Source organism: Flavobacterium sp. H4147, assembly GCF_029360735.1.
GTDB lineage: Bacteria > Bacteroidota > Bacteroidia > Flavobacteriales > Flavobacteriaceae > Flavobacterium > Flavobacterium endoglycinae.
Map to the genome: position 1 here is coordinate 271528 of NZ_JARKNB010000001.1, position 20865 is coordinate 292392.

The 20865-nt window shown below is 34.0% G+C and carries 21 protein-coding genes; 17 read left to right on the forward strand and 4 right to left on the reverse strand.

The genetic code is table 11. From position 1 onward, the window contains the following. Window positions 1-26: 26 nt before the first annotated feature. The 6 genes from pruA (at window position 27) to P2W75_RS01210 (ending at window position 4770) form a co-directional block, all read left to right on the forward strand. Window positions 27-1652, forward strand: coding sequence for an L-glutamate gamma-semialdehyde dehydrogenase (gene pruA / locus P2W75_RS01185; RefSeq protein ID WP_207297671.1), 1626 nt, complete (start codon window positions 27-29; stop codon window positions 1650-1652). Between the two features lie 247 nt (window positions 1653-1899). Continuing rightward, complete coding sequence (locus P2W75_RS01190) at window positions 1900-2631, forward strand: hypothetical protein (protein WP_276378602.1); 732 nt, start codon at window positions 1900-1902, stop codon at window positions 2629-2631. A gap of 85 nt (window positions 2632-2716) precedes the next feature. Continuing rightward, window positions 2717-3028, forward strand: coding sequence for a hypothetical protein (locus P2W75_RS01195; protein ID WP_276378603.1), 312 nt, complete (start codon window positions 2717-2719; stop codon window positions 3026-3028). Window positions 3029-3057: 29 nt separating this feature from the next. Continuing rightward, the gene (locus P2W75_RS01200; protein ID WP_276378605.1) at window positions 3058-3345 is read left to right on the forward strand and encodes a hypothetical protein; all 288 of its coding nucleotides are present in this window, start codon (window positions 3058-3060) and stop codon (window positions 3343-3345) included. Window positions 3346-3428: 83 nt separating this feature from the next. Beyond that, window positions 3429-4091: a hypothetical protein gene (locus P2W75_RS01205; RefSeq protein WP_276378606.1), complete on the forward strand. Its 663-nt coding sequence runs from the start codon at window positions 3429-3431 to the stop codon at window positions 4089-4091. A 94-nt stretch (window positions 4092-4185) separates the two neighbouring features. Next, entirely contained in the window at window positions 4186-4770 is a 585-nt protein-coding gene (locus tag P2W75_RS01210) for an SMI1/KNR4 family protein (RefSeq protein ID WP_276378607.1), read from the forward strand. Between the two features lie 51 nt (window positions 4771-4821). Here the strand turns inward: P2W75_RS01210 and rsmG are convergent, their stop codons facing one another. Beyond that, window positions 4822-5451: a 16S rRNA (guanine(527)-N(7))-methyltransferase RsmG gene (gene rsmG / locus P2W75_RS01215; protein WP_276378608.1), complete on the reverse strand. Its 630-nt coding sequence runs from the start codon at window positions 5449-5451 to the stop codon at window positions 4822-4824. 107 nt (window positions 5452-5558) lie between these two features. Here rsmG and P2W75_RS01220 point away from each other — a divergent pair, with 107 nt between their 5' ends. Together P2W75_RS01220 and P2W75_RS01225 are read left to right on the forward strand one after the other, a co-directional pair. Further along, window positions 5559-6656, forward strand: a complete 1098-nt coding sequence (locus tag P2W75_RS01220) for an acyl-CoA desaturase (RefSeq protein ID WP_207297674.1) — start codon at window positions 5559-5561, stop codon at window positions 6654-6656. 76 nt (window positions 6657-6732) lie between these two features. After that, window positions 6733-7923, forward strand: a complete 1191-nt coding sequence (locus P2W75_RS01225; RefSeq protein ID WP_276378609.1) for a pyridoxal phosphate-dependent aminotransferase — start codon at window positions 6733-6735, stop codon at window positions 7921-7923. 56 nt (window positions 7924-7979) lie between these two features. On the opposite strand, the gene P2W75_RS01230 is transcribed toward P2W75_RS01225, so the two are convergent. Continuing rightward, complete coding sequence (locus P2W75_RS01230; RefSeq protein ID WP_207297676.1) at window positions 7980-9032, reverse strand: serine hydrolase; 1053 nt, start codon at window positions 9030-9032, stop codon at window positions 7980-7982. A 201-nt stretch (window positions 9033-9233) separates the two neighbouring features. Here P2W75_RS01230 and P2W75_RS01235 point away from each other — a divergent pair, with 201 nt between their 5' ends. The 7 genes from P2W75_RS01235 (at window position 9234) to P2W75_RS01265 (ending at window position 15411) form a co-directional block, all read left to right on the forward strand. After that, on the forward strand, window positions 9234-9689 hold the full coding sequence (locus tag P2W75_RS01235) for a PA2169 family four-helix-bundle protein (RefSeq protein ID WP_207297677.1): 456 nt from the start codon (window positions 9234-9236) through the stop codon (window positions 9687-9689). Between the two features lie 125 nt (window positions 9690-9814). Then, window positions 9815-10402, forward strand: coding sequence for a hypothetical protein (locus tag P2W75_RS01240; RefSeq protein ID WP_276378610.1), 588 nt, complete (start codon window positions 9815-9817; stop codon window positions 10400-10402). Between the two features lie 11 nt (window positions 10403-10413). Continuing rightward, window positions 10414-10878: a hypothetical protein gene (locus tag P2W75_RS01245; RefSeq protein ID WP_276378611.1), complete on the forward strand. Its 465-nt coding sequence runs from the start codon at window positions 10414-10416 to the stop codon at window positions 10876-10878. A 194-nt stretch (window positions 10879-11072) separates the two neighbouring features. Further along, complete coding sequence (locus P2W75_RS01250) at window positions 11073-12941, forward strand: U32 family peptidase (RefSeq protein WP_207297680.1); 1869 nt, start codon at window positions 11073-11075, stop codon at window positions 12939-12941. Window positions 12942-13167: 226 nt separating this feature from the next. Then, window positions 13168-14328: a formate-dependent phosphoribosylglycinamide formyltransferase gene (gene purT, locus P2W75_RS01255; RefSeq protein WP_207297681.1), complete on the forward strand. Its 1161-nt coding sequence runs from the start codon at window positions 13168-13170 to the stop codon at window positions 14326-14328. 187 nt (window positions 14329-14515) lie between these two features. Beyond that, window positions 14516-14836, forward strand: coding sequence for a DUF6370 family protein (locus P2W75_RS01260; protein ID WP_207297682.1), 321 nt, complete (start codon window positions 14516-14518; stop codon window positions 14834-14836). Then, window positions 14836-15411: a Crp/Fnr family transcriptional regulator gene (locus tag P2W75_RS01265; protein WP_276378612.1), complete on the forward strand. Its 576-nt coding sequence runs from the start codon at window positions 14836-14838 to the stop codon at window positions 15409-15411. The genes P2W75_RS01260 and P2W75_RS01265 overlap by 1 nt, the downstream gene beginning before the upstream one ends. Window positions 15412-15491: 80 nt before the next feature. Here P2W75_RS01265 and aceA read toward each other — a convergent pair whose 3' ends face one another. Next, window positions 15492-16772, reverse strand: a complete 1281-nt coding sequence (aceA, locus tag P2W75_RS01270) for an isocitrate lyase (protein WP_276378613.1) — start codon at window positions 16770-16772, stop codon at window positions 15492-15494. A 148-nt stretch (window positions 16773-16920) separates the two neighbouring features. Then, window positions 16921-18522 (reverse strand): malate synthase A, encoded by a 1602-nt coding sequence (aceB, locus tag P2W75_RS01275; RefSeq protein WP_276378614.1) that lies wholly within the window; start codon window positions 18520-18522, stop codon window positions 16921-16923. A gap of 211 nt (window positions 18523-18733) precedes the next feature. On the opposite strand from aceB, the gene P2W75_RS01280 reads away from it, so the two are divergent. Together P2W75_RS01280 and P2W75_RS01285 are read left to right on the forward strand one after the other, a co-directional pair. Further along, window positions 18734-20215: a helix-turn-helix domain-containing protein gene (locus tag P2W75_RS01280; protein ID WP_276378615.1), complete on the forward strand. Its 1482-nt coding sequence runs from the start codon at window positions 18734-18736 to the stop codon at window positions 20213-20215. A 6-nt stretch (window positions 20216-20221) separates the two neighbouring features. Then, window positions 20222-20575, forward strand: coding sequence for a hypothetical protein (locus tag P2W75_RS01285; RefSeq protein ID WP_276378616.1), 354 nt, complete (start codon window positions 20222-20224; stop codon window positions 20573-20575). The last annotated feature ends 290 nt before the right edge of the window (window positions 20576-20865 follow it).

A 20865-nucleotide genomic window follows, 5' to 3' on the forward strand; every position in this document is an offset into this window, starting at 1 on the left:
TCGTAAATTTTAAAATAATTTATCCCATGTTAAAAGGATTCTTTCATGTACCAAAAGCGGTAAACGAGCCTGTAAAAAGCTACGCACCGAACTCACCAGAAAAAGCAGCTGTTCAGGCAGCGTACACCACAATGTGGAATTCTCAAATTGACGTTCCTTTATATATTGGAAGCGAAGAAATCAGAACTGGAAACACAAAAAACATTACAGCTCCTCATGATCACCAGCACGTAGTTGGAAAATATCATTTAGCTGAAAAAAAACATATTGAAAGCGCCATTGCCAACGCTCTTGAAGCAAGAAAAGCATGGGCAAACATGGCATGGGAACAACGTGCTGCTATTTTCTTAAAAGCTGCTGAACTTATTGCTGGACCATACAGAGCTCGTATTAACGCTGCTACTATGATTGGCCAGTCTAAAAATATTCACCAAGCAGAAATCGATTCTTCTTGCGAGTTAATCGACTTCTTACGTTACAATGTTGAGTTTATGACTCAAATCTACAACGATCAGCCAAAATCAGATTCTACTGTTTGGAACCGTGTAGAGTACAGACCATTAGAAGGTTTTGTTTATGCAATTACTCCATTCAACTTTACTGCTATTGCTGCAAATCTTCCTGCAAGTGCTGCTATGATGGGTAACGTTGTGGTTTGGAAACCAAGTGATAGCCAAGTATTTTCTGCAAAAATTATTGTAGACGTTTTCAAAGAAGCTGGAGTTCCAGACGGAGTTATTAATGTAGTTTTCGGAGATGCTTTAATGATTACTGATACTGTTTTAGCCAGCCGTGATTTTGCTGGGATTCACTTTACAGGATCAACTCATGTATTTAAAGATATCTGGGCTAAAATTGGAGCAAACATCAACAACTATAAAACATATCCAAGAATTGTTGGTGAAACTGGAGGTAAAGATTTTATCATTGCTCATCCAAGTGCAAATGTAAAACAAGTAGTTACTGGAATTACTCGTGGAGCATTTGAATTCCAAGGGCAAAAATGTTCTGCAGCTTCTAGAGCTTATATTCCTCAAAGTTTATGGCCAGCTGTAAAAGAGCAGTTAATTGCTGATGTAAAATCTATGAAAATGGGTTCTCCAGAAGATTTTGGAAACTTTATTACGGCAGTTATCCACGAAGGTTCTTTTGACAAATTAGCCAGCTACATTGACCAAGCTAAAAAAGATGCCGATGCAGAAATCATCGTTGGAGGAAATTACGATAAATCTGTTGGATACTTTATTGAGCCAACGGTTATTGTAACTACAAATCCAAAATATACTACAATGGAAACTGAGTTGTTTGGACCGGTTATCACACTTTACGTTTACGAAGATGCTAAATGGGAAGAAACTCTTGAATTAGTTGATACTACTTCTGAGTATGCTTTAACAGGAGCAGTTTTCAGCCAAGATCGTTATGCAATTGAAGTGGCTACCACTAAATTACAAAATGCGGCTGGTAACTTCTATATTAATGACAAACCAACCGGAGCTGTTGTAGGAATGCAGCCATTTGGTGGAGCTAGAGCTTCTGGAACTAACGATAAAGCTGGTTCTGCATTGAACTTATTACGCTGGGCTTCTCCAAGAACTATTAAAGAAACTTTTGTAACGCCAGAAGATTACAGATACCCTTTCTTAGGATAATCTTTTGACTATCAATATAAAAACCCCGACTCTTTACTGATTCGGGGTTTTGTTTTTATTACAAATTAGTTCTTACAAGTTTATTTTGTAATACTTTTCTTATTATATTGAAATTCAGCATTTTAAAGCAACGAAAAAACTTATTTTATTATTTTTAAAACGTTTAGCTCCTATTTTAGAAAAACCCTCATCATACTTTTGTCTCATTATTAATACCGCTTTTAAAATAAATTTAAAAAAAGAAAATATGAGAAATTTAAACAATGTTCCGAAGGTGATTTTAGAATCAAAAAGTATTGGTCATCCTATAAATTTTAAATGGACAAAAAAGAAAATTGATGAATTACTGGATCCGCTTGAAGGTAATGAAGATTTTGAAAATACTTTAATGCAGATTAATCATAAAGCTTCGGTAGGATTAGCTGCTGCTCTGCTTGAATGGATCTACTGGCGTTTTACAGGTTATACGCAACATTTTTTAGATACACAAAAACGTATTGAAGCCCTTTGGTGTTCTATTAATAACCGCGAACAAACACTTCCGTTATTATTTGATACTGATCTTGATTTACCAGCTACAGGATCTGTAAACGGTGCCTTGTGGATTGCTTTAATGAATGTTAGAATGATTGATGTTCGTTATAGAAAAGGATCTTACTTTTTACAGACTGAACTTATTGGACTTATATTATTAGCACGTCATATTACTCCAAAAAAGAAAAAATTTGACATTTGGTTTAATGAAGTTTTAACGAAATTAATTCTTCAATATCCTTGTCAATATAGAGCGCAAGATTTGGATGAAACCGATGAAGCTGTTTATGATTCATCACATGAGCCAGCAATTTCACGTGAATTCTTCTTTGATGCGGAATTTGTATGCACAGCAGAAGCTTCTGAAACTGCACTTCATAATTTTATAGACAACTTAGATCTTAAAGCAAATCCGTTTTTAAATTTTTCTAGAAAGGCATCATAAATTTTCGATCTGCTGAGATAACAATTTCATTATGGTCGAGTATCTTATTGATTACTCGACCCTTTTTTAATCAATTAAGAATAAAATGCAAAATTTAAATAACAACACTTCTCCATATCGTTGTCCTGTTAGTCATTGTGCAGGCTGGGTAGACTTAATCGAGGATAAAACTTCAAGTTTCTTTGGATGCGGTGAATGCGGTAGTATGTGGCATGATGAGAAGAACTTTCAAAAAGAAATCACACAAATTATATCCTTACATGACTATCGAGCAAAATGCTATAATATGATTGAAGATAAATGGATGCCCGCACCATTTAAAAATGAAGATAAAAACTACGAAAGTTTAGTTGAATCAGAACCATTTGATAAAAGCAAAAGTTTTATCCGAGGTTAAAATGGTCATTTAAAATTTAAAAACACTTTATGCCTGCATTATCAGAATATTCAAATGTGCATAATACCGTTTTTACTATCATCACCAAGAAGGGATACAAACTTTGGTATGATAAAATAACGGAAACTTATTGTGCTGAAAAAGATGGTTGGGATTTTATGGCAGATACACCCTGTTCATTATTAGGTATTATATCCATATTTGAATATAAGAATCCTCAAACTTATGAAGAATATTGGTGGAAAGAAGAAAGTTCTCTATCTGAAGAAAATCTAAGCGATCATTCTCCAAATTATACATCAGTTATAAAAAAATAGTATATGCAAAATATTTTAAATCGTATAGAAAACTAGAAAGCCAAAATCATTATGAAAGAATTGTAAATTAAAAAAAGGTACATATGAAAATATTAAAAGATACCGAAGGAGTTACACTGACAAAAGTAATTCCTAAAAATATAATAGTTAATAAAGAAAGCATAAACATATTTGAAATCAATAATGCTGAAAACATATCAGAAAATATAACTTTTACAATTAGAGGTAAGAAAAAAGATTTAGATATTATATTATTTACAAATACAGGGTTATTAAGTAAAAAAGCGAAAAAGGTTTTTGACCTTGTAGGTGCACAGATTGATTATTGCAGAGTTCCAGCTAAGATAATTTTCTCAAATGATCGACTTATACAAAATGAAGATTATTACTATTTTTCTATTCCAACTAAATGTGCTGTTATTGATCTTGAAAAAACTACTTCGTACGAGACTTGGGCTGATCATGGAGTTCCCAAACTTAATTTATTTGTCTATTTAGATGGTAAGGAAGTTGAACTCGATGAAAATAATAATCCAATATTTGAACGTGGTCGTTTATATGTCCCAATTTTATGTAAAATAGAAGGTTTAGTTCTTAAATCTAATATAAATCAAAATGCACATATTTTATATGCCATTGAAAATCTTCCTGTTCGACCATTAGTATCTGAAGAACTAGCAAAAGCCATTTTGAACGCAAATCTAAGAGGTGTAGAATTAATTGAAGCTACAGGTTATAAAAGTTAGGATTCCAAAAAGGTCAAAAAATGAAAGTTCCCTATCTGAAGAAAACCTAAGCGATCATTCTCCAAATTATATATTAGTTACAAAAAAATAGTAAATGCAAAATATTTTAAATCGTATAGAAAAACTAGAAAGTAACAGTCCCTATATAAAATTGTATAAGGATTTCGGCAAGGATATTATCCTAAGGAATATGGGCAAAATTACTGGTGAAATAGATACGCAATATATAGACTTTTTGAAAGAAACCAATGGTGCTTCCATTCTGGACTATTGCTTTTTGGGATTAAAAAACAATAAACTTGGCACAAATCTTTACGAAAACCATCGTGAATTATGGCTCTCAAGTAATATTCTTACTCTTAAATTTTGGGCTTATATTGGAGACAGTGCAGGAAATACGTTTGGATATCTTGATAAAAAAAATGAAGCAGGCGACCATTATTTTGGATATTATTCAACTAATGATTCTGACGATGTATATTTAGTTGCATCATCATTTAAAATCTTTATGGATAAATTTTTAACACAAATTGAAAAAGTTTTAAAAATTAACCCAAATGCAATCGCCTTAGAAAATTATGACTGGTTTATGAACAAAGATGAATTGATAACAAACGATTTAGAAATGCAAGTCTTTTTAGACAGTACTGAAAATACTAAATATCAACTATTAAAATAATAAACAACCCGTTTAGAGTTTTCTAAACGGGTTGTTTATTTTATATAGAATTTAAGGTTTAAATTTTAAAGGAAGATGAACCACTTTTTTAGTTTCGAAAAATTCATCTTCAAAAAAATCAGCCAGATCATATAAAGTGGCATTTGGAAAATCTTTTAATTCTTCGGCTAAATCTCCTCCTTTTAAGTACAGAATTCCATTTTTTAAAAGGTGTTTGTGCTGTTTTTTGATTTTATCTTTAATCCAAGAAACAAAATCCGGCATATTCGTAACAGCACGGCTCACAATAAAATCGAAGTCACCTTTCACTAATTCTGCACGTTTTTGTTCTGCTTTTACATTCTTTAATTCTAATGCATCAACAACGCCTTGAACTACTCTTATTTTTTTGGCAATAACATCAATTAAATAAAAACGTGTTTCAGGAAAAAGAATCGCTAACGGAATTCCCGGAAAACCTCCGCCGGTTCCAACATCTAAAACGGTTGCTCCAGGTTCGAATTTCATAACCTTGGCAATTCCTAATGAATGCAAAATATGTTTAGTATATAATGAATCAATGTCTTTACGTGAAATCACATTAATTTTCTCGTTCCAATCGTGGTATAAAAAGTCTAATTTTTGAAATTGTTCAATTTGAAGTTCGGTCAAATTGGGAAAATATTTCAATATCTCATCCATTGCTCTAAATTTTTAACAAAAGTACTACTTTACGATTGAAATATTTAACTCAATTTTGCAAATTGAAAATTTATAATAATTACCTTTGAAAACTATTTAAAATAATTATGAATAACTCTGCTCCAACTTTTGCAAGGCAAGACAATTTGAAGTTCTTTAGAACCCTTAACTCTCGAGTAAACAATTATTTCAAAGAAAATAATATTAAAAAAACCGGAAATTGGAAACTACATTTAAAAGCTGTTATTCTATTTGCTGTTTTTTTAACGCCATACTTTTTAATCCTTACGCTTAACATGCCTTTCTGGCTTATGTTATTATTATCCATCGTAATGGGCGTTGGAATGGCCGGTGTTGGAATGAACGTAATGCACGATGGTAATCATGGTTCTTATTCGACTAAAAGCTGGATTAATAAATTTATGGGCGGAACTATTTATGTTTTGGCCGGAAATGTTTACAACTGGCAGGTACAACACAATGTGCTTCATCATACTTATACTAATATTCCAGGTCACGACGAGGACTTAGATGCAGGAAGGATTATTCGTTTTACAGAACATGCTGAATGGCATCGTTTTCACCGTTTTCAACATTATTATTCTGTTTTCTTATACGGTTTATTGACATTTAACTGGGCATTAACTACCGATTTTAAGCAGATGAGAAACTACTTAAAAAGAAGATTATCGTATGGAGAACCAAAAAGTCCTAAAATTCTTTGGACAACTTTGATCATCACCAAAATGATTTATGTTTCAATTTGGATTGTTTTACCAATGGTAATTGGAATAACATGGTGGAAAGTTCTTATTGGATTTTTTGCAATGCATTACACTGCAGGGTTAATTCTAAGCATTGTATTTCAATTAGCACACGTTGTAGATCATACAACCAATCCAACTCCAAATGATTTGGGCGAAATGGACAATACTTGGGCCATTCACCAATTGTATACTACAACTAATTTTGCTCCTAAAAACGCCATCGTAAATTGGTATACAGGCGGATTAAACCATCAAATCGAACATCATATTTTTCCAAATATAAGTCATATTCATTATGGTAAAATTGCAAAAATTGTAAAGGAAACTGCAAAAGAATGCAACTTACCATATTACGAATACAAAACTATGCGAAGTGCCGTTATTGCACACTTTAAGCATTTACGTGAATTGGGAATGAAACCAAAATTAGCAGTTTAGAAACTAAAAAAAATCTATTAATAATTAACCTTCCTTAATCAACACAGCAAATTTAAGGACAATCAAAATTTTTATAATGAACCATATTCTTTCGGACAGAATCAACAATCTTGCTACTTCGCAAACATTAGCAATGGCAGCTTTGGCACGCGAATTAAAAGCACAAGGAAAAGACATTATCAGTTTAAGTCTAGGTGAACCTGATTTCAATACACCTGATTTTATTAAAGAAGCTGCTAAAAAAGCAATCGACGATAATTACAGTACCTATTCTCCAGTAGAAGGATACTTAGATCTAAGAGAGGCAATCTGTCGAAAATTTAAAAGAGACAATGATTTAGATTACAAACCATCTCAAATCGTAGTGTCTACAGGAGCAAAACAATCTTTATACAACATTGCGCAGGTAATGTTAAATGATGGCGATGAGGTTATTTTACCTGCACCGTACTGGGTATCTTATTTCGAAATTGTAAAACTTTCTGGCGGAGTTCCTGTTGAAGTTCCAACTTCTGTAGATACAGATTTTAAAATCACTCCAGAACAATTAGAGGCGGCGATTACTCCAAAAACAAAAATGATGTGGTTCTCTTCTCCTTGTAATCCTTCTGGATCTGTTTATAGCAGAGAAGAATTAACAGCTTTGGCTAAAGTGTTGGAAAAACATCCAAATATTTATGTTGTTGCCGACGAAATTTATGAGCACATCAATTTCTCAGGAACTTTCTGCAGTATCGGTTCAATCCCAGGAATGTTAGAAAAAACAATTACTGTAAATGGAGTTGCAAAAGCATTTGCAATGACAGGATACAGAATTGGATATATTGGAGCACCAGAATTTATCGCAAAAGCGTGTACAAAAATTCAAGGTCAAGTAACTTCAGGTGCAAATTCTGTTGCACAAAGAGCTACAATCACAGCTGTAGATGCAGATCCAAGCGTACTTAACGAAATGGTTCAGGCTTTCCACGGACGCAGAGATTTAGTAGTTGGATTATTAAAAGAAATTCCAGGCGTAAAAATCAACGTTCCAGAAGGTGCATTTTATGTATTCCCAGATGTTTCTTCTTTCTTCGGAAAAACTTTAAAAGGACACGAAATTAAAGATGCAAACGATGTTTCGATGTATCTTTTAGCAGAAGCAAACGTAGCTACAGTAACCGGAGACGCTTTTGGAAATCCAAACTGTATTCGTTTCTCTTACGCAACAAGCAACGATATTTTAAAAGAAGCTTTACGCAGAATCAAAGAAGCTTTGACTGCATAAAACCATATAATAAAAATTGTAAAAGGGGTGTTTTCTTTCGAAGCACCCTTTTTTATTTAATCTATTAAAAGAGCTGCAATGTCTTTAGTTATAGATGTGGGTGAGTTGCAATCGCAATTACTTAATCCAATTACATAAATCTGCTGAGAAGGTTCGTAAACTCCCATCGACTTAAAACCGAAAATACTGCCACCGTGATCATGCACCAATTTATCTTTAATTTTTTCAATATGCCATCCATAACCGTAATCTATTTGCTGTCCGTTATTTAATGAATAATTAATGAAGGCTTTTTCAGTAAAAGAGGCGCTTAGCAATTTATGATTACTTATCGCATACTGCCATTTCAGCATATCGTCAACATTAGACATTATCGAGCCCGAAGCATACGGAATAGAAAAACTAATATAATTGGTATTTACATAATTACCTTTCCCGCGATATCCTGAAACTCTATTCTTAACGATTTTCTCATGACTGGCATAAGATGTATTCTGCATACCGGCTTTTTGAAAAATATGCTGGGAAATAAATTCTTCATAAGACTGGCCTGAGATTTTTTCAATAATATATCCCAAAAGCACATAACCAGAATTGCAATATTTGTATTGTTCCCCAGGCTTAAAATCCATGGGTTCGTTCTTAAAAAAGTCGACTAGTTCTTTTGGAGATAAATCTTCTCTGGCAATATTCTTAATAGATTTCATACTAGTAAAATCTTTAATTCCCGAAGTATGCGTAAGCAGATGATGTATCGTAATCACATTTCCCTGCATTGGATAATCTGGAATAAATTTCGTGATCTGATCATCAAGTTTAAGCTTTCCCTGTTCTGCTAATATTAAAATAGAAACTGCTGTAAACTGTTTGGTCATCGATCCTATTTCAAAAATAAATTCGGGTTCCATCTTTACATTCATCTCTAAATCTGCCATTCCAAAAGCTTTTTTGTAAACAACTTTTCCTTTTTTAACAGCAAGAAACACAGCGCCAGGATTTTCAGCTTTAAACGAAGCAGGAATTAAACTGTCTATTTTCGTTTCTAAATTTTGAGCAAATCCAGTCTGAAAAATTAAAAGAAGAATTAAAAATTTGAAAATTGTTTTCATATAGTATGTGATTAATGATTGATTAACACTTTGACGACACAATCCTTATTATGGTTACAAGTTAATTATGAATGAAATTTTCTTTAAACTTTCAAAATTCCCATTTGGAAATATTATAAAAATCAGAATATAATCCTGTAAGACAGAACATCTTATAAGTTGCCATCTTTGTATTATACAAATTCCAAAAAATTATATGTCATGATACATACAGATGAAACTACAAAAGAAACAGTTAAAACTTTAGAAGGATTAATTTCAATTCTTGAAGATGGAAAACTAGGATATACAGATGCTGCTCAACATGTAGAAAATCCGGCTATGAAAACTGATTTTCTTGAATACGCACGCGAAAGAGATTTATTTATTGTAGAATTACAAGATCAGATCAATAAATTAGGAAAATCGACCGATAATTCAGGCGGAGGTCCATTAGGAGCTTTACACCGTACTTGGATTGATATCAAATCAGCTTTTACCGGAGGTGATGCAGAAGCTATTATAAATGCTTGTATTACAGGCGAAGAAGCTGCGATTGAAAAATACAAAAAAGCACTTGAAGAAAACCATTTAGAACAAGATCAGGTATATATTGTTTCTAAACAACTAAATAGTATTCAAAATACTTTATCGCAAATAAAAATGAGAGCAAACTAATCGATTGGTTCATGCTTTTTTTTGAAACTGCTCGGTCTTCGGATCGGGTGGTTTTTTTGTTTTTAATTACTATTAATTCTTACATTCGCTCCCAATTAAATCTAACAACCAAATCCATAACTAATATGAAATTAACTTTAAATCATTTTTTTATTCTTTTTATAATTCTCTTTTCAAGCCAAACACAATCCCAAACAACAGGCAATTCTATAAAAGCCTCTATAGGTTTCGCATCAAGCGCTTCTTATTACATCGAAAATTATGGAAGTCAAGAAGAAGTTGACGTTATGGGAGGCGGACTCTATCTACAAGGCGAATATATTATAGGATTAAAATCATGGTTTAGCGTAAGACCATATGCTGGTGCAATTTTTACCTCTGTTGATAAAAATCAAAATATTCAAAATCAACCTCAATACAAAGTAACCACTAATGCTTTTTTATTGGGAGGGAAAGTACGTTTTTGTGCCCCAATTCCTTGGGTGGCACCATTTATCGAAGGTGGAATTGGAACTTCAATAGGTAAATTTGAAACGTTTACACCCAATGTTAATTTTAATAAAAGTGATGTTTTATTGCATATTCCATTTAGTATTGGATTAGCTGTGGGCAGGCATAATAATTTCGAAATTGGTATTTCTGGCTATTTTCATCCAGCTGCAAAACAGTCAAATGCGGTTTTTGCTTTGGGATACACTTTCCCACTTGATTGATATAAAGAATCATGAAATCAAAATTTAAACTTAGAACCCTACTAATTCCTTTTTTGATCGTAATGTTTACATTTATTTCTATTTTTATCTTGATTAAAAGTTTACCGATAAAAATAGAGGAGCTACGATGGATTGATATTTATATGGCATTATTGGTCGTTTTTACTTGGATTTGGCTTGTATTTGGTGAATTCAGGACTAAGGTAATAGAGGTTTCATTGAACAATACTGAGATTGAAAAGAAAAATTATTTAGGACTTAAGCAAAAGTATAAGTATAAAGATTTTGATGGTTACCAAACTTCAATTTTAACATCAAAAGGGCAAAGTTTTGAATACTTATATCTAATCAAAAACAACCAAAAAATCGTAAAAATTTCTGAATACTATCACAAAAATTACTATGATTTAAAAAATGAAATTTCGATAGATTTAAAAAATTTAGGCGAAATAAACTCAGTTATTTTGATGAACTAAAAGAAATTTTCAGGTAGATCATTTCTATTCTTTCATTATTTCAAATGATTTTTTTTAACATTTATATTTTAGCATCATTCCATATAAAGTTAACAATTTCAAAAAAATCGCTTCATCTCTAGCAAACTCAAATAATTTATTAGACCTTTGCACACTTTTTTTCGTGAATACCACAAAAGGCTAAAGTTTTAGAAATGAAGAAGAAAATAGAAATATTAGCTCCAGCAAGAGATTTAATCGGCGGAATGGCAGCTATTAACAGCGGTGCCGATGCTGTATATATTGGTGCACCTCAATTTGGAGCACGTTCTAATGCGCACAACTCTATTGAAGATGTTGCCGCATTAGTAAAATATGCACATTTATTTAATGCTCAAGTTTTTGTGGTAATGAATACCATTTTATACGACAACGAATTAGAAACGTGCCGTGCCATGATTTGGGAATTATACGATATTGGTGTAGATGCCTTGATTATTCAAGATATGGCGATTATGGAAATGGACTTGCCTCCTATCGTACTTCACGCCAGCACACAAGCCAATAATCGTGACGCAGACAAAATCAAATTCTTGAAAGATGCCGGAATCAAACGTGTGGTTTTAGCGCGTGAACTAAACTTGCATCAAATTAAAACAATCTACGATCACGCTGATGTTGAACTAGAATTCTTCGTAACTGGTGCACTTTGTGTATCCTTCAGCGGAAACTGTTATATGAGTGTGGCAAACGGAGAACGTAGCGCTAACCGTGGTTCTTGCGCTCAAAACTGCCGTTTACCTTATAACTTAATCGACGGAAACGGAGATACTTTAATCAGAAACAGTCACTTGCTTTCGATTAAAGATTTAGACGTTTCAGATCAAATTCCGAATTTAATTGAAGCTGGAATTGTTTCTTTCAAAATCGAAGGCCGACTAAAAGATGTAGCGTACGTTAAAAACAACGTTTCTTACTTACGCCAAAAATTAGATAGTTTTTTAGAAGGAAGTGATAAATACATCAAAGCTTCTTCTGGAAAATGCACTTATACTTTTGATTCTTCTTTAAACAGAACTTTCAACCGTGGTTATACCGATTATTTCGTAAACGAAAGACACGCTAGTATTGGTTCTTGGGAAAGTCCAAAATCAAAAGGTCAATATATTGGTAAATTAATCCGAACTATCGGAGATGCTTACGAAATCGAAAACGGAGAATTATTAAATAACGGTGACGGACTTTGTTTCATCAACGAAAACAACGAAGCCGACGGAATTTACGTTAACAAAGCCGAAAACGGAAAAGTGTATCCAAACGTTTTAAAAGAAATCAAAGAAGGGACTTTCATTTATCGTAATAACGATACTGCTTTCATCAAAATTGTTGAAAGAGAAGACAGTGCGATCCGTAAAATCGGAACGACTTTATTGCTTACCGAAAACGAAAATGGTTTCGAATTAATCGCAACCGACGAAGACGGAAACGTAAGCACTGTAAAATTAGAGCACGCAAAAGAACCTACTAAAACTGGCGAATCAATCGAAGAAAATATTAAAGTTCAATTGGCAAAAACGGGTTTCACACCTTACAGCGCCGATGAAATCAATGTAATGTTTTCTCAAAACTGGTTCCTTCCTATTTCAAAAATCAACGAAATGAGAAGAAATGTCTTCGAGCAATTATCAGAAATTCGTTTGGCAAATTACAAACGTGAAGAACACCAATTGGTAAAAACGTCACATCCTTATCCAGAAACTAAACTGGATTTCATGTACAACGTTTCGAACAAAACGGCTCGTAAATTCTACGAACGCCACGGTGTTACCGAAATCGAAAAAGCATTCGAATTACAATGGGATCCAGGAAAATCTCGTGTAATGACCACAAAATATTGCATCAAATACGAATTAAAAAAATGTCCGATACACCAAAAAGATATTGTCGGTGTTAAGGTAAAAGAACCTTTGGTTTTAAAACAGGGGGAGTTAGAATACAAATTAAAATTCAACTGCAAACCCTGCGAAATGGAAATCTGGGAAAAAGATGCTGAATTTGAGATTGAAGAAGATCAATTCCATTAATTTTATTTTAACCGCAAAGAGCGCAAAGAATTACGCAAAGTTCGCAAAGATTAATTTTAAAATCTTTGCGAACTTTTTTCTTTTACTTAAAAACAAAACTTAGCGCTCTTAGCGTAATTCTTTGCGAACTTTGCGGTTAAATTAATCTGCAAAATCAAGAGACAAACTTTGCGGTTAAAAGAAGCTTTTTCTTTACTTTTACTACTCAACAATACACTACTCCAAAATGAAAATATTACTCCTAGGTTCAGGCGAATTAGGCAAAGAATTTGTCATCGCTGCACAACGAATCGGACAAACTATAATCGCAGTTGACAGTTACGAAAATGCACCAGCCATGCAAGTTGCACACAGTTTTGAGGTTATTAATATGCTTGACGGCGAAGCACTTGACCGAATCGTAGCCAAACATAAACCCGATTTCATTGTTCCCGAAATAGAAGCCATTCGCACCGAACGTTTTTACGATTACGAAAAGCAAGGCATTACCGTTGTCCCTTCTGCGAAAGCGGCCAACTTTACCATGAACCGTAAAGCAATCCGCGATTTAGCAGCAAAAGAGCTCGGATTAAGAACTGCAAAATACCAATACGCAACATCAGCACAGGAGCTTCAAAAAGCTGTTCAGGAAGTGGGAATTCCATGTGTGGTAAAGCCCTTAATGTCTTCTTCTGGAAAAGGGCAATCGACAATTAAATCTGAAGGTGATATTAAAAAAGCTTGGCAATACGCCGTTGCAGGCTCACGTGGTGATGTTATCGAAGTAATTGTAGAAGCTTTTGTAGACTTCCATTCAGAAATTACACTTTTAACAATTACTCAAAATAATAACCCAACATTATTCTGCGCTCCAATTGGCCACCGACAAGAAAGAGGTGATTATCAGGAAAGTTGGCAGCCTGCTTTGGTTTCAGAAAAAGACCTGTACGAAGCTCAGGATATGGCCGAAAAAATTACTGAAGCGCTTGGCGGTGCGGGACTTTTTGGCGTGGAGTTTTTCCTGACTAATGAAGGCGTTTATTTTTCTGAACTTTCACCACGTCCACATGATACTGGAATGGTAACTTTAGCAGGAACACAGAATTTCAACGAATTTGAATTGCATTTACGAGCGATTTTAAGCCTTCCAATTTTCGAAATCACTTTAGAAAAAACTGGAGCTAGCGCTGTAATTTTAGCATCAGAAGATTCGACAAATCCAACTTTTACTGGAATCGAAAAAGTAGCTGCTTTACCTAAAACCGATTTTAGGATTTTTGGAAAACCAACTTCAAGACCTTACCGAAGAATGGGAGTCGTTTTAAGTCACGATACGCTTTCTACTCCAATAAATGAAGTAACAGAACGTGCTAAAGAAACCGCAAAATTAATAACTGTAAATTCGTAGAATTAAATTAAAATTTTTCTTTAACACATAGATTTTAATTCTAATAAAAAAAGAGAAAAGAAAAAACAAGTTTTCACACATAGTTATATGCATTAAAACAAGTGAAAAGCCTTTATTTATAAAGCATAACTATGATTCTATGTGTTTAAAATAGTGCACACAACAGATTAATTATAAATTCTTAACCATGAAAAATATAATATTAGCGACTTTCCTTTTTATTGGAATCGCTGTACAAGCGCAAAACAAAAAGAAATTTGACAAACCAACAGTAGTTGAAGCTTCATGCGGAGAATGCCAATTCGGAATGAAAGGCAAAAGCTGTGATTTGGCTGTGCGTATTGATGGAAAAAGCTATTTTGTTGACGGAACAACGATTCACGATCACGGAGATGCTCACGCCGAAAAAGGTTTTTGCAATGCCATCAGCAAAGCCTTGGTTACAGGAGAAATAGTAAACAACAGATTCAAAGCAACATCATTCACTTTAATAGACGATAAAAAATAATGGCATTAATTCTCGAAAATATTGCCAAACACGTTTCTCTGACTCCAGAAGAACAGGCACTTTTTTTATCTAAAGTAGAAACCAACACCTACAAAGCCAAAACACTTTTGTTGAATGCTGGTGAAGTTTGCAAGCATTCCTATTTTGTAAATTCTGGTATTTTAAGAAGTTTCAATATCAACGATAATATTGTAGAACATGTTCTTTCTTTTGCCTGCGAAGGCTGGTGGATGAGTGACATGTACAGTTACTTTTCGCAAAAACCTGGACAGCTTTTTATTGAGGTTTTAGAAGAAGCAGAAGTAGTTTCCTTATCCAAAGAAAATCAAGAGCAATTGTATCTTGAAATTCCGAAATTGGAACGTTTTTTCAGGATTTTAATTGAGAATTCATTAGTTGCAAATCAGCAGCGATTAATGGACAACTTAAGCTTACCTGCTGAAGAACGTTTTGAAAAATTCACTAAAAAATACGGAACATTAGTTCATAAAGTTCCTCAAAAACAAATCGCTTCTTTCATTGGTGTAACACCTGAATTTTTCAGCAAAATGAAAGCAAGACTTTTAAAAAAATAAAGTTTTCGCCACAAATTCACGAATTATTTTTTTGACAATCTTTGAAAATAAAAATTTGTGAATTCGTGGCGGAAAAAAAATTAAAATTGCTCAACCTCAGTAGAATGTTTCATTGCGGTTATGGATGATCTTCCTATCATAACCGTATTTTGAACGGCGTCGAAATAAGAAGTTCCAACGAAAGCTTGGTGTTTTACAGCTCTGAATCCGTTTTTCTGTAACGCGAATTCTCTTTCCTGTAATTGAGAATAGCCCGCCATTCCGCGTTCTTTGTAGGCTTTAGACAATTCGAACATACTCGTGTTCAAAGCGTGGAATCCTGCCAAAGTGATGAATTGGAAGCTGTATCCCATTGCTGCCAAATCTTCTCTAAATGTTTCCATTTCGGCAACAGATAATTTCGCTGCCCAATTGAAAGAAGGAGAACAATTGTACGCCAGCATTTTATCTGGAAACTCTTTTTTCATGGCTTTTGCAAATTTTCTAGCATACTCTAAATCCGGATTACTGGTTTCCATCCAAATCAAATCGGCATACGGAGCGTAGCTCAAACCTCTAGCGATTCCCTGATCGATTCCGTTGTTTACATAAAAGAAACCTTCGCTGGTTTTTTCTCCTGTTAAAAATTTGCGATCTCGCGGATCTGCATCACTAGTCAGCAAATTAGCCGCATCAGCATCTGTTCGGGCTACAATTAAGGTTGGAACTCCCATAACATCTGAGGCTAAACGCGCCGCAATTAGTTTGTTAATCGCTTCTTGTGTCGGAACCAAAACTTTTCCACCTAAGTGTCCGCATTTTTTAGCAGAACTCAGCTGATCTTCAAAATGAACTCCTGAAGCTCCGGCTTCAATCATAGATTTCATTAATTCGAAAGCATTTAAGTTTCCTCCAAAACCTGCTTCGGCGTCGGCCACAATCGGCACTAAATAATCTTTTTTATCTTCAATATTATTTACAGTCTGAATCTGATCAGCACGCAATAAAGCATTGTTGATCTTTTTTACCACCATCGGAACGCTGTTTACAGGATACAGCGATTGGTCTGGATACATTTCTCCAGCCAGATTTGCATCAGCAGCAACCTGCCATCCGCTCAAATAAATTGCTTCTAAACCAGCATCCACTTCCTGAATCGCCTGATTTCCTGTTAAAGCTCCCAAACCCGCTACATAATCCTGACTTTTTAACTTTCTCCATAATTTCTCAGCTCCCATTTTTGCAATAGAATGCTCAATTTTATACGATCCCTGAAGCGTCACTACTTCACTCGCAGTGTAAGGACGCTCCACTCCTTTCCATCTCGGGTTCGTAATCCAATCGTTAATCAATTCTTGAATTCTGTCTTCTGTTGTTTTCATAAATAGTATAGTTAAGTTGGTTAGTAAGTAATATTGTTACGGCTTTTTAAATTTCCTGCAAGGTCTTTTTTTGACCTTGTAGGTATTTGCAATCTATCAAAATACCTACAAGGTTTTGGAAACCTTGCAGGAATTTCAATCAATTCTTTTATAAATATTTGTAACATGGAATCGTTAAGAAATCAACGAAATCTTGATTTACAACTAGTCTTTCCAAAACTTTTTCGGCTAATGGAAATTGCTGTTCTTCGTGTTTTTCTTCGCCTAATTCTGTTTTGATTTTCTGAAATTCATCCAAAGCCAATTCGTGATAATACGCCAAATCTAATTTTCGTCCATTATCCAAAATCACTTTATTTTGAAGCCACTGCCACAATTGCGATCTCGAAATTTCGGCGGTTGCAGCATCTTCCATTAAATTATGCAAAGCGGCAGCACCTTGTCCGTTCAGCCATGAAGCGAGATATAGAACGGTAACATTGATGTTTTTTCGAACACCATTTTCAGTAATCAATCCAATTGGTGGTTCAATTAAATCTTCTTCTTTTATTTTGCGATGTTCTCTTTTAATATGAATCTGATTGGCACTCGGCATTCCTTCATCAAAAACGGCTTTTGCTAACGGAACCAAATCTGGATGCGCTACCCAAGTTCCGTCATGGCCGTTTCGAACTTCGCGCTCTTTATCGGTTTTCACTTTCGCGAAAGCGATCGCATTGGCTTCATCATTATTTCGAATCGGAATTTGCGCTGCCATTCCGCCGATTGCATGAATTCCGCGTTTATGACATCTCTGAATTACCAGATTTGAATATGCATTCATAAAAGGTGAAGTCATATTTACCTGATCGCGGTCTGGAACAATGAATTTTGGATTTTTTCTAAACTTTTTAATGTAAGAGAAAATATAATCCCAGCGTCCGCAGTTTAAGCCAACGATATGTTCTTTCAATTCGTAAATGATTTCATCCAATTGAAAACTTGCTGTAATCGTTTCGATTAAAACGGTCACTTTTATCGTTCCTCGTTTCAGTTTCAAATAATCTTCTGTAAAATCAATTACGCTGTTCCACCATCTTGCTTCCAGATAATGTTCCAATTTCGGAATGTAGAAATACGGTCCAGAATTGTTCTCTAAAAGTCTTTTATGGTTGTGGAAAACATACAAACCAAAATCTACCAATGATCCCGAAACTTCATTTCCCTCAATCAAAACATGTTTTTCAGGAAGATGCAAACCTCTCGGACGTACAATCAATGTTGCTGTTTTCGAATTTAAATGATACGATTTCTGCTTTACCAAATCGGTATACGTAATGGTTTTGTTCACCGCATCGATTAAATTCACTTGTCCATCCATTAGGTTTTTCCAAGTTGGCGAAGTGCTGTCTTCAAAATCGGCCATAAAAGTTTTCGCACCCGAATTCAGAGCATTGATAATCATTTTGCGGTCAACTGGCCCAGTAATTTCGACTCTTCTGTCTAATAAATCTTTAGGAATTTCTCCAGCTGTCCAATTACTTTCTCTGACGCTTTTTGTTTCTGGGGTAAAAACCGGCATGACGCCTTGATCAAAAGCAACTTGTTTTTGCTCTCTTTGCAAAAGCAATAATTTTCTTTGCGAATCGAATTTTTTGTGCAATTCGATGATAAACGCAGTCGCTTCTTCTGTCCAGATTTTCGGATAAGCAAGCTTTTTGTCGGCTAGGAATTCTATAGCCATTTCAGTAATCTCTAATTGGTTTTTCATAGCTGCAGATTTTAATTTTTATTGGATTAAAAAGTTATTCTTCTTAATCGTTTTTCATTTTATCAAAACCAACAAATCATAACTAACTCATAATTAATTCGTTTCGACAGTACAATGTTATAAAAAAGTTTTTTACAAAACAAGCGAACGTTCGCTAAATTTTGAAAATATTTATTTTGCGATTGTTTTTAGAATTTCTATATTTGACGTTATGGATATCGAAAAAGATTATATAAAGCTGATTTTTGGGTTAAAAATGAAACAAGTTCGCACGCAAAAAAACTTGTCTCTTTTCGGTTTGGCCAAACTGACCAATCTTTCAAAATCATACTTAAACGAAATTGAAAAGGGGAAAAAATATCCCAAAGCAGATAAAATTTTGCTTTTATGCAAACATTTGGATGTTACGTATGACCAAATGGTATCTTTAAAACTCGATAACAACCTCGCTCCAATTGGTGAAATTTTAAAATCAGGTATCTTAAAAGAAATTCCACTGGAGCTTTTCGGAATTCAAGAAGCGGATTTAATTGATATTATTGCCAATGCTCCTGCAAAAGTCAATGCGTTTATCAGTACGATTATTGAAATTGCACAGCATTATAATTTAAGCCGAGAAAGTTTTTTCCTCGCCGCGTTGCGTTCGTATCAGGAAGCACACAGCAATTATTTTGAAGATTTAGAAGATAAGGTAATCGCTTTTTCGAAATCATTTCAGATTAATCTGGATTCGAAAATCAGCATTGAAGAACTCGAAGCTATTTTAAAAGAAGAATACGAATACACCATAAAAGAAATTGCGTTTACAGATCAGGAGGCTTTGGGAGATTTGCGTTCAATTTATGTTCCAAAAAGTAGAACTTTATTGCTTTCAACCGAATTAGATGATCCCCAGAAAGCATTTATTTTAGCCAAAGAAATAGCGTACAATTATCTACAGATTTCAGATCGCCTGCTGACTTTCAGCTGGATTAAATTTGAAAATTTCGATCAGGTCTTGAATAATTTTTATGCTTCTTATTTTGCCGGCGCTTTATTATTGCCAAGAAAATTGGTTGTCAATAAAATCAATGCTTTTTTGAAAAACGAAAATCCGCGACCAGAAGAATTTGTGGCTTTGATTGAGAGTTTCCAAGTTTCGCCTGAATCTTTTTATCAGCGATTGACCAATTTATTGCCAAAAGATTTTCAGCTGAAAAATCTTTTCTTCCTAAGATTATCGCACCGAATTGGTTCTGATGTTTATCAAATCAACAAGGAATTGCATATTACGCATCAGCAGGAACCACACGCCAATGAGACGAACGAACATTATTGCAGAAGATGGGTTTCGGTAAAAACGATTGACGAAGCGATCAGACAGAATAAACCTCATTTTTTTGATGCACAGATTTCGAGTTATGCGAATAGCGGCAACGAATATTTGGTTTTTTCATCGGCTACAAAAGATCCTTTTGCCGAAAATTATATCCGAAGTATTTCGGTTGGAATCTTAATTAATCCGACAATGAAAAAGAAATTTAAATTCATTGACGGAAAACCTTTGGTAAAACGAATTGTAGGTGTAACTTGCGAAACCTGCGCGGTACAAGATTGTTTAGAAAGAGCTGCTCCGCCAATTGTTTTGGAGAAGAAGAAACGTAATGAGAATACAGATGCCGTGGTACAGCAGTTTATGAATCAATATAGTTAGAATAACATGAAATTTTTCACTTTACTAATAACGCTGATTTCTATTAACTTTAATCAGAAATCAGACAAACTTAATGGACGTTATAATTATTTAATAGAAGACGAAAATCAATATATCCAAAAAGATAAAATTACTTTTAAGGATAGTGTTTTTATTTTTGACAACAAGTTTATGCCGAAAGGAAAAATTTTTTATGGAAATACCATAGTATTAGATAACTTCATAAATACTGATTTGGTTATAACCATTTCACAAGATCAAATTCAAAAGGATACTATTGAATTTGATATGCATGATAGGAATGATACTGATTACCTAAATATAGTAACTGGAAAAGGACGATTGATTAAGATAAAATAGTTTATTACGTTCAATATCGTCATTCGCAGAGCGTAACGAATGGCAAAGCAATCTACATTAGAAACTCGACAAAATTGGCGATTCCCTTTATGTAGGATGGATTAAAATCCATCTCTACAACATCTTTTGTTCCTCCAAAATGTTTGAAACAACCTTTGAACCTTTGTCTCTCTGCACTTTTGCTTCTAAAACCTTAGTCCCTTAGAACCTAAAAAACTCAGCACCTAAGAACTTAACCTAGATTAAGTGCTTTTCCTTTACCATGACCGTATCTTTGTACTATAAAAATA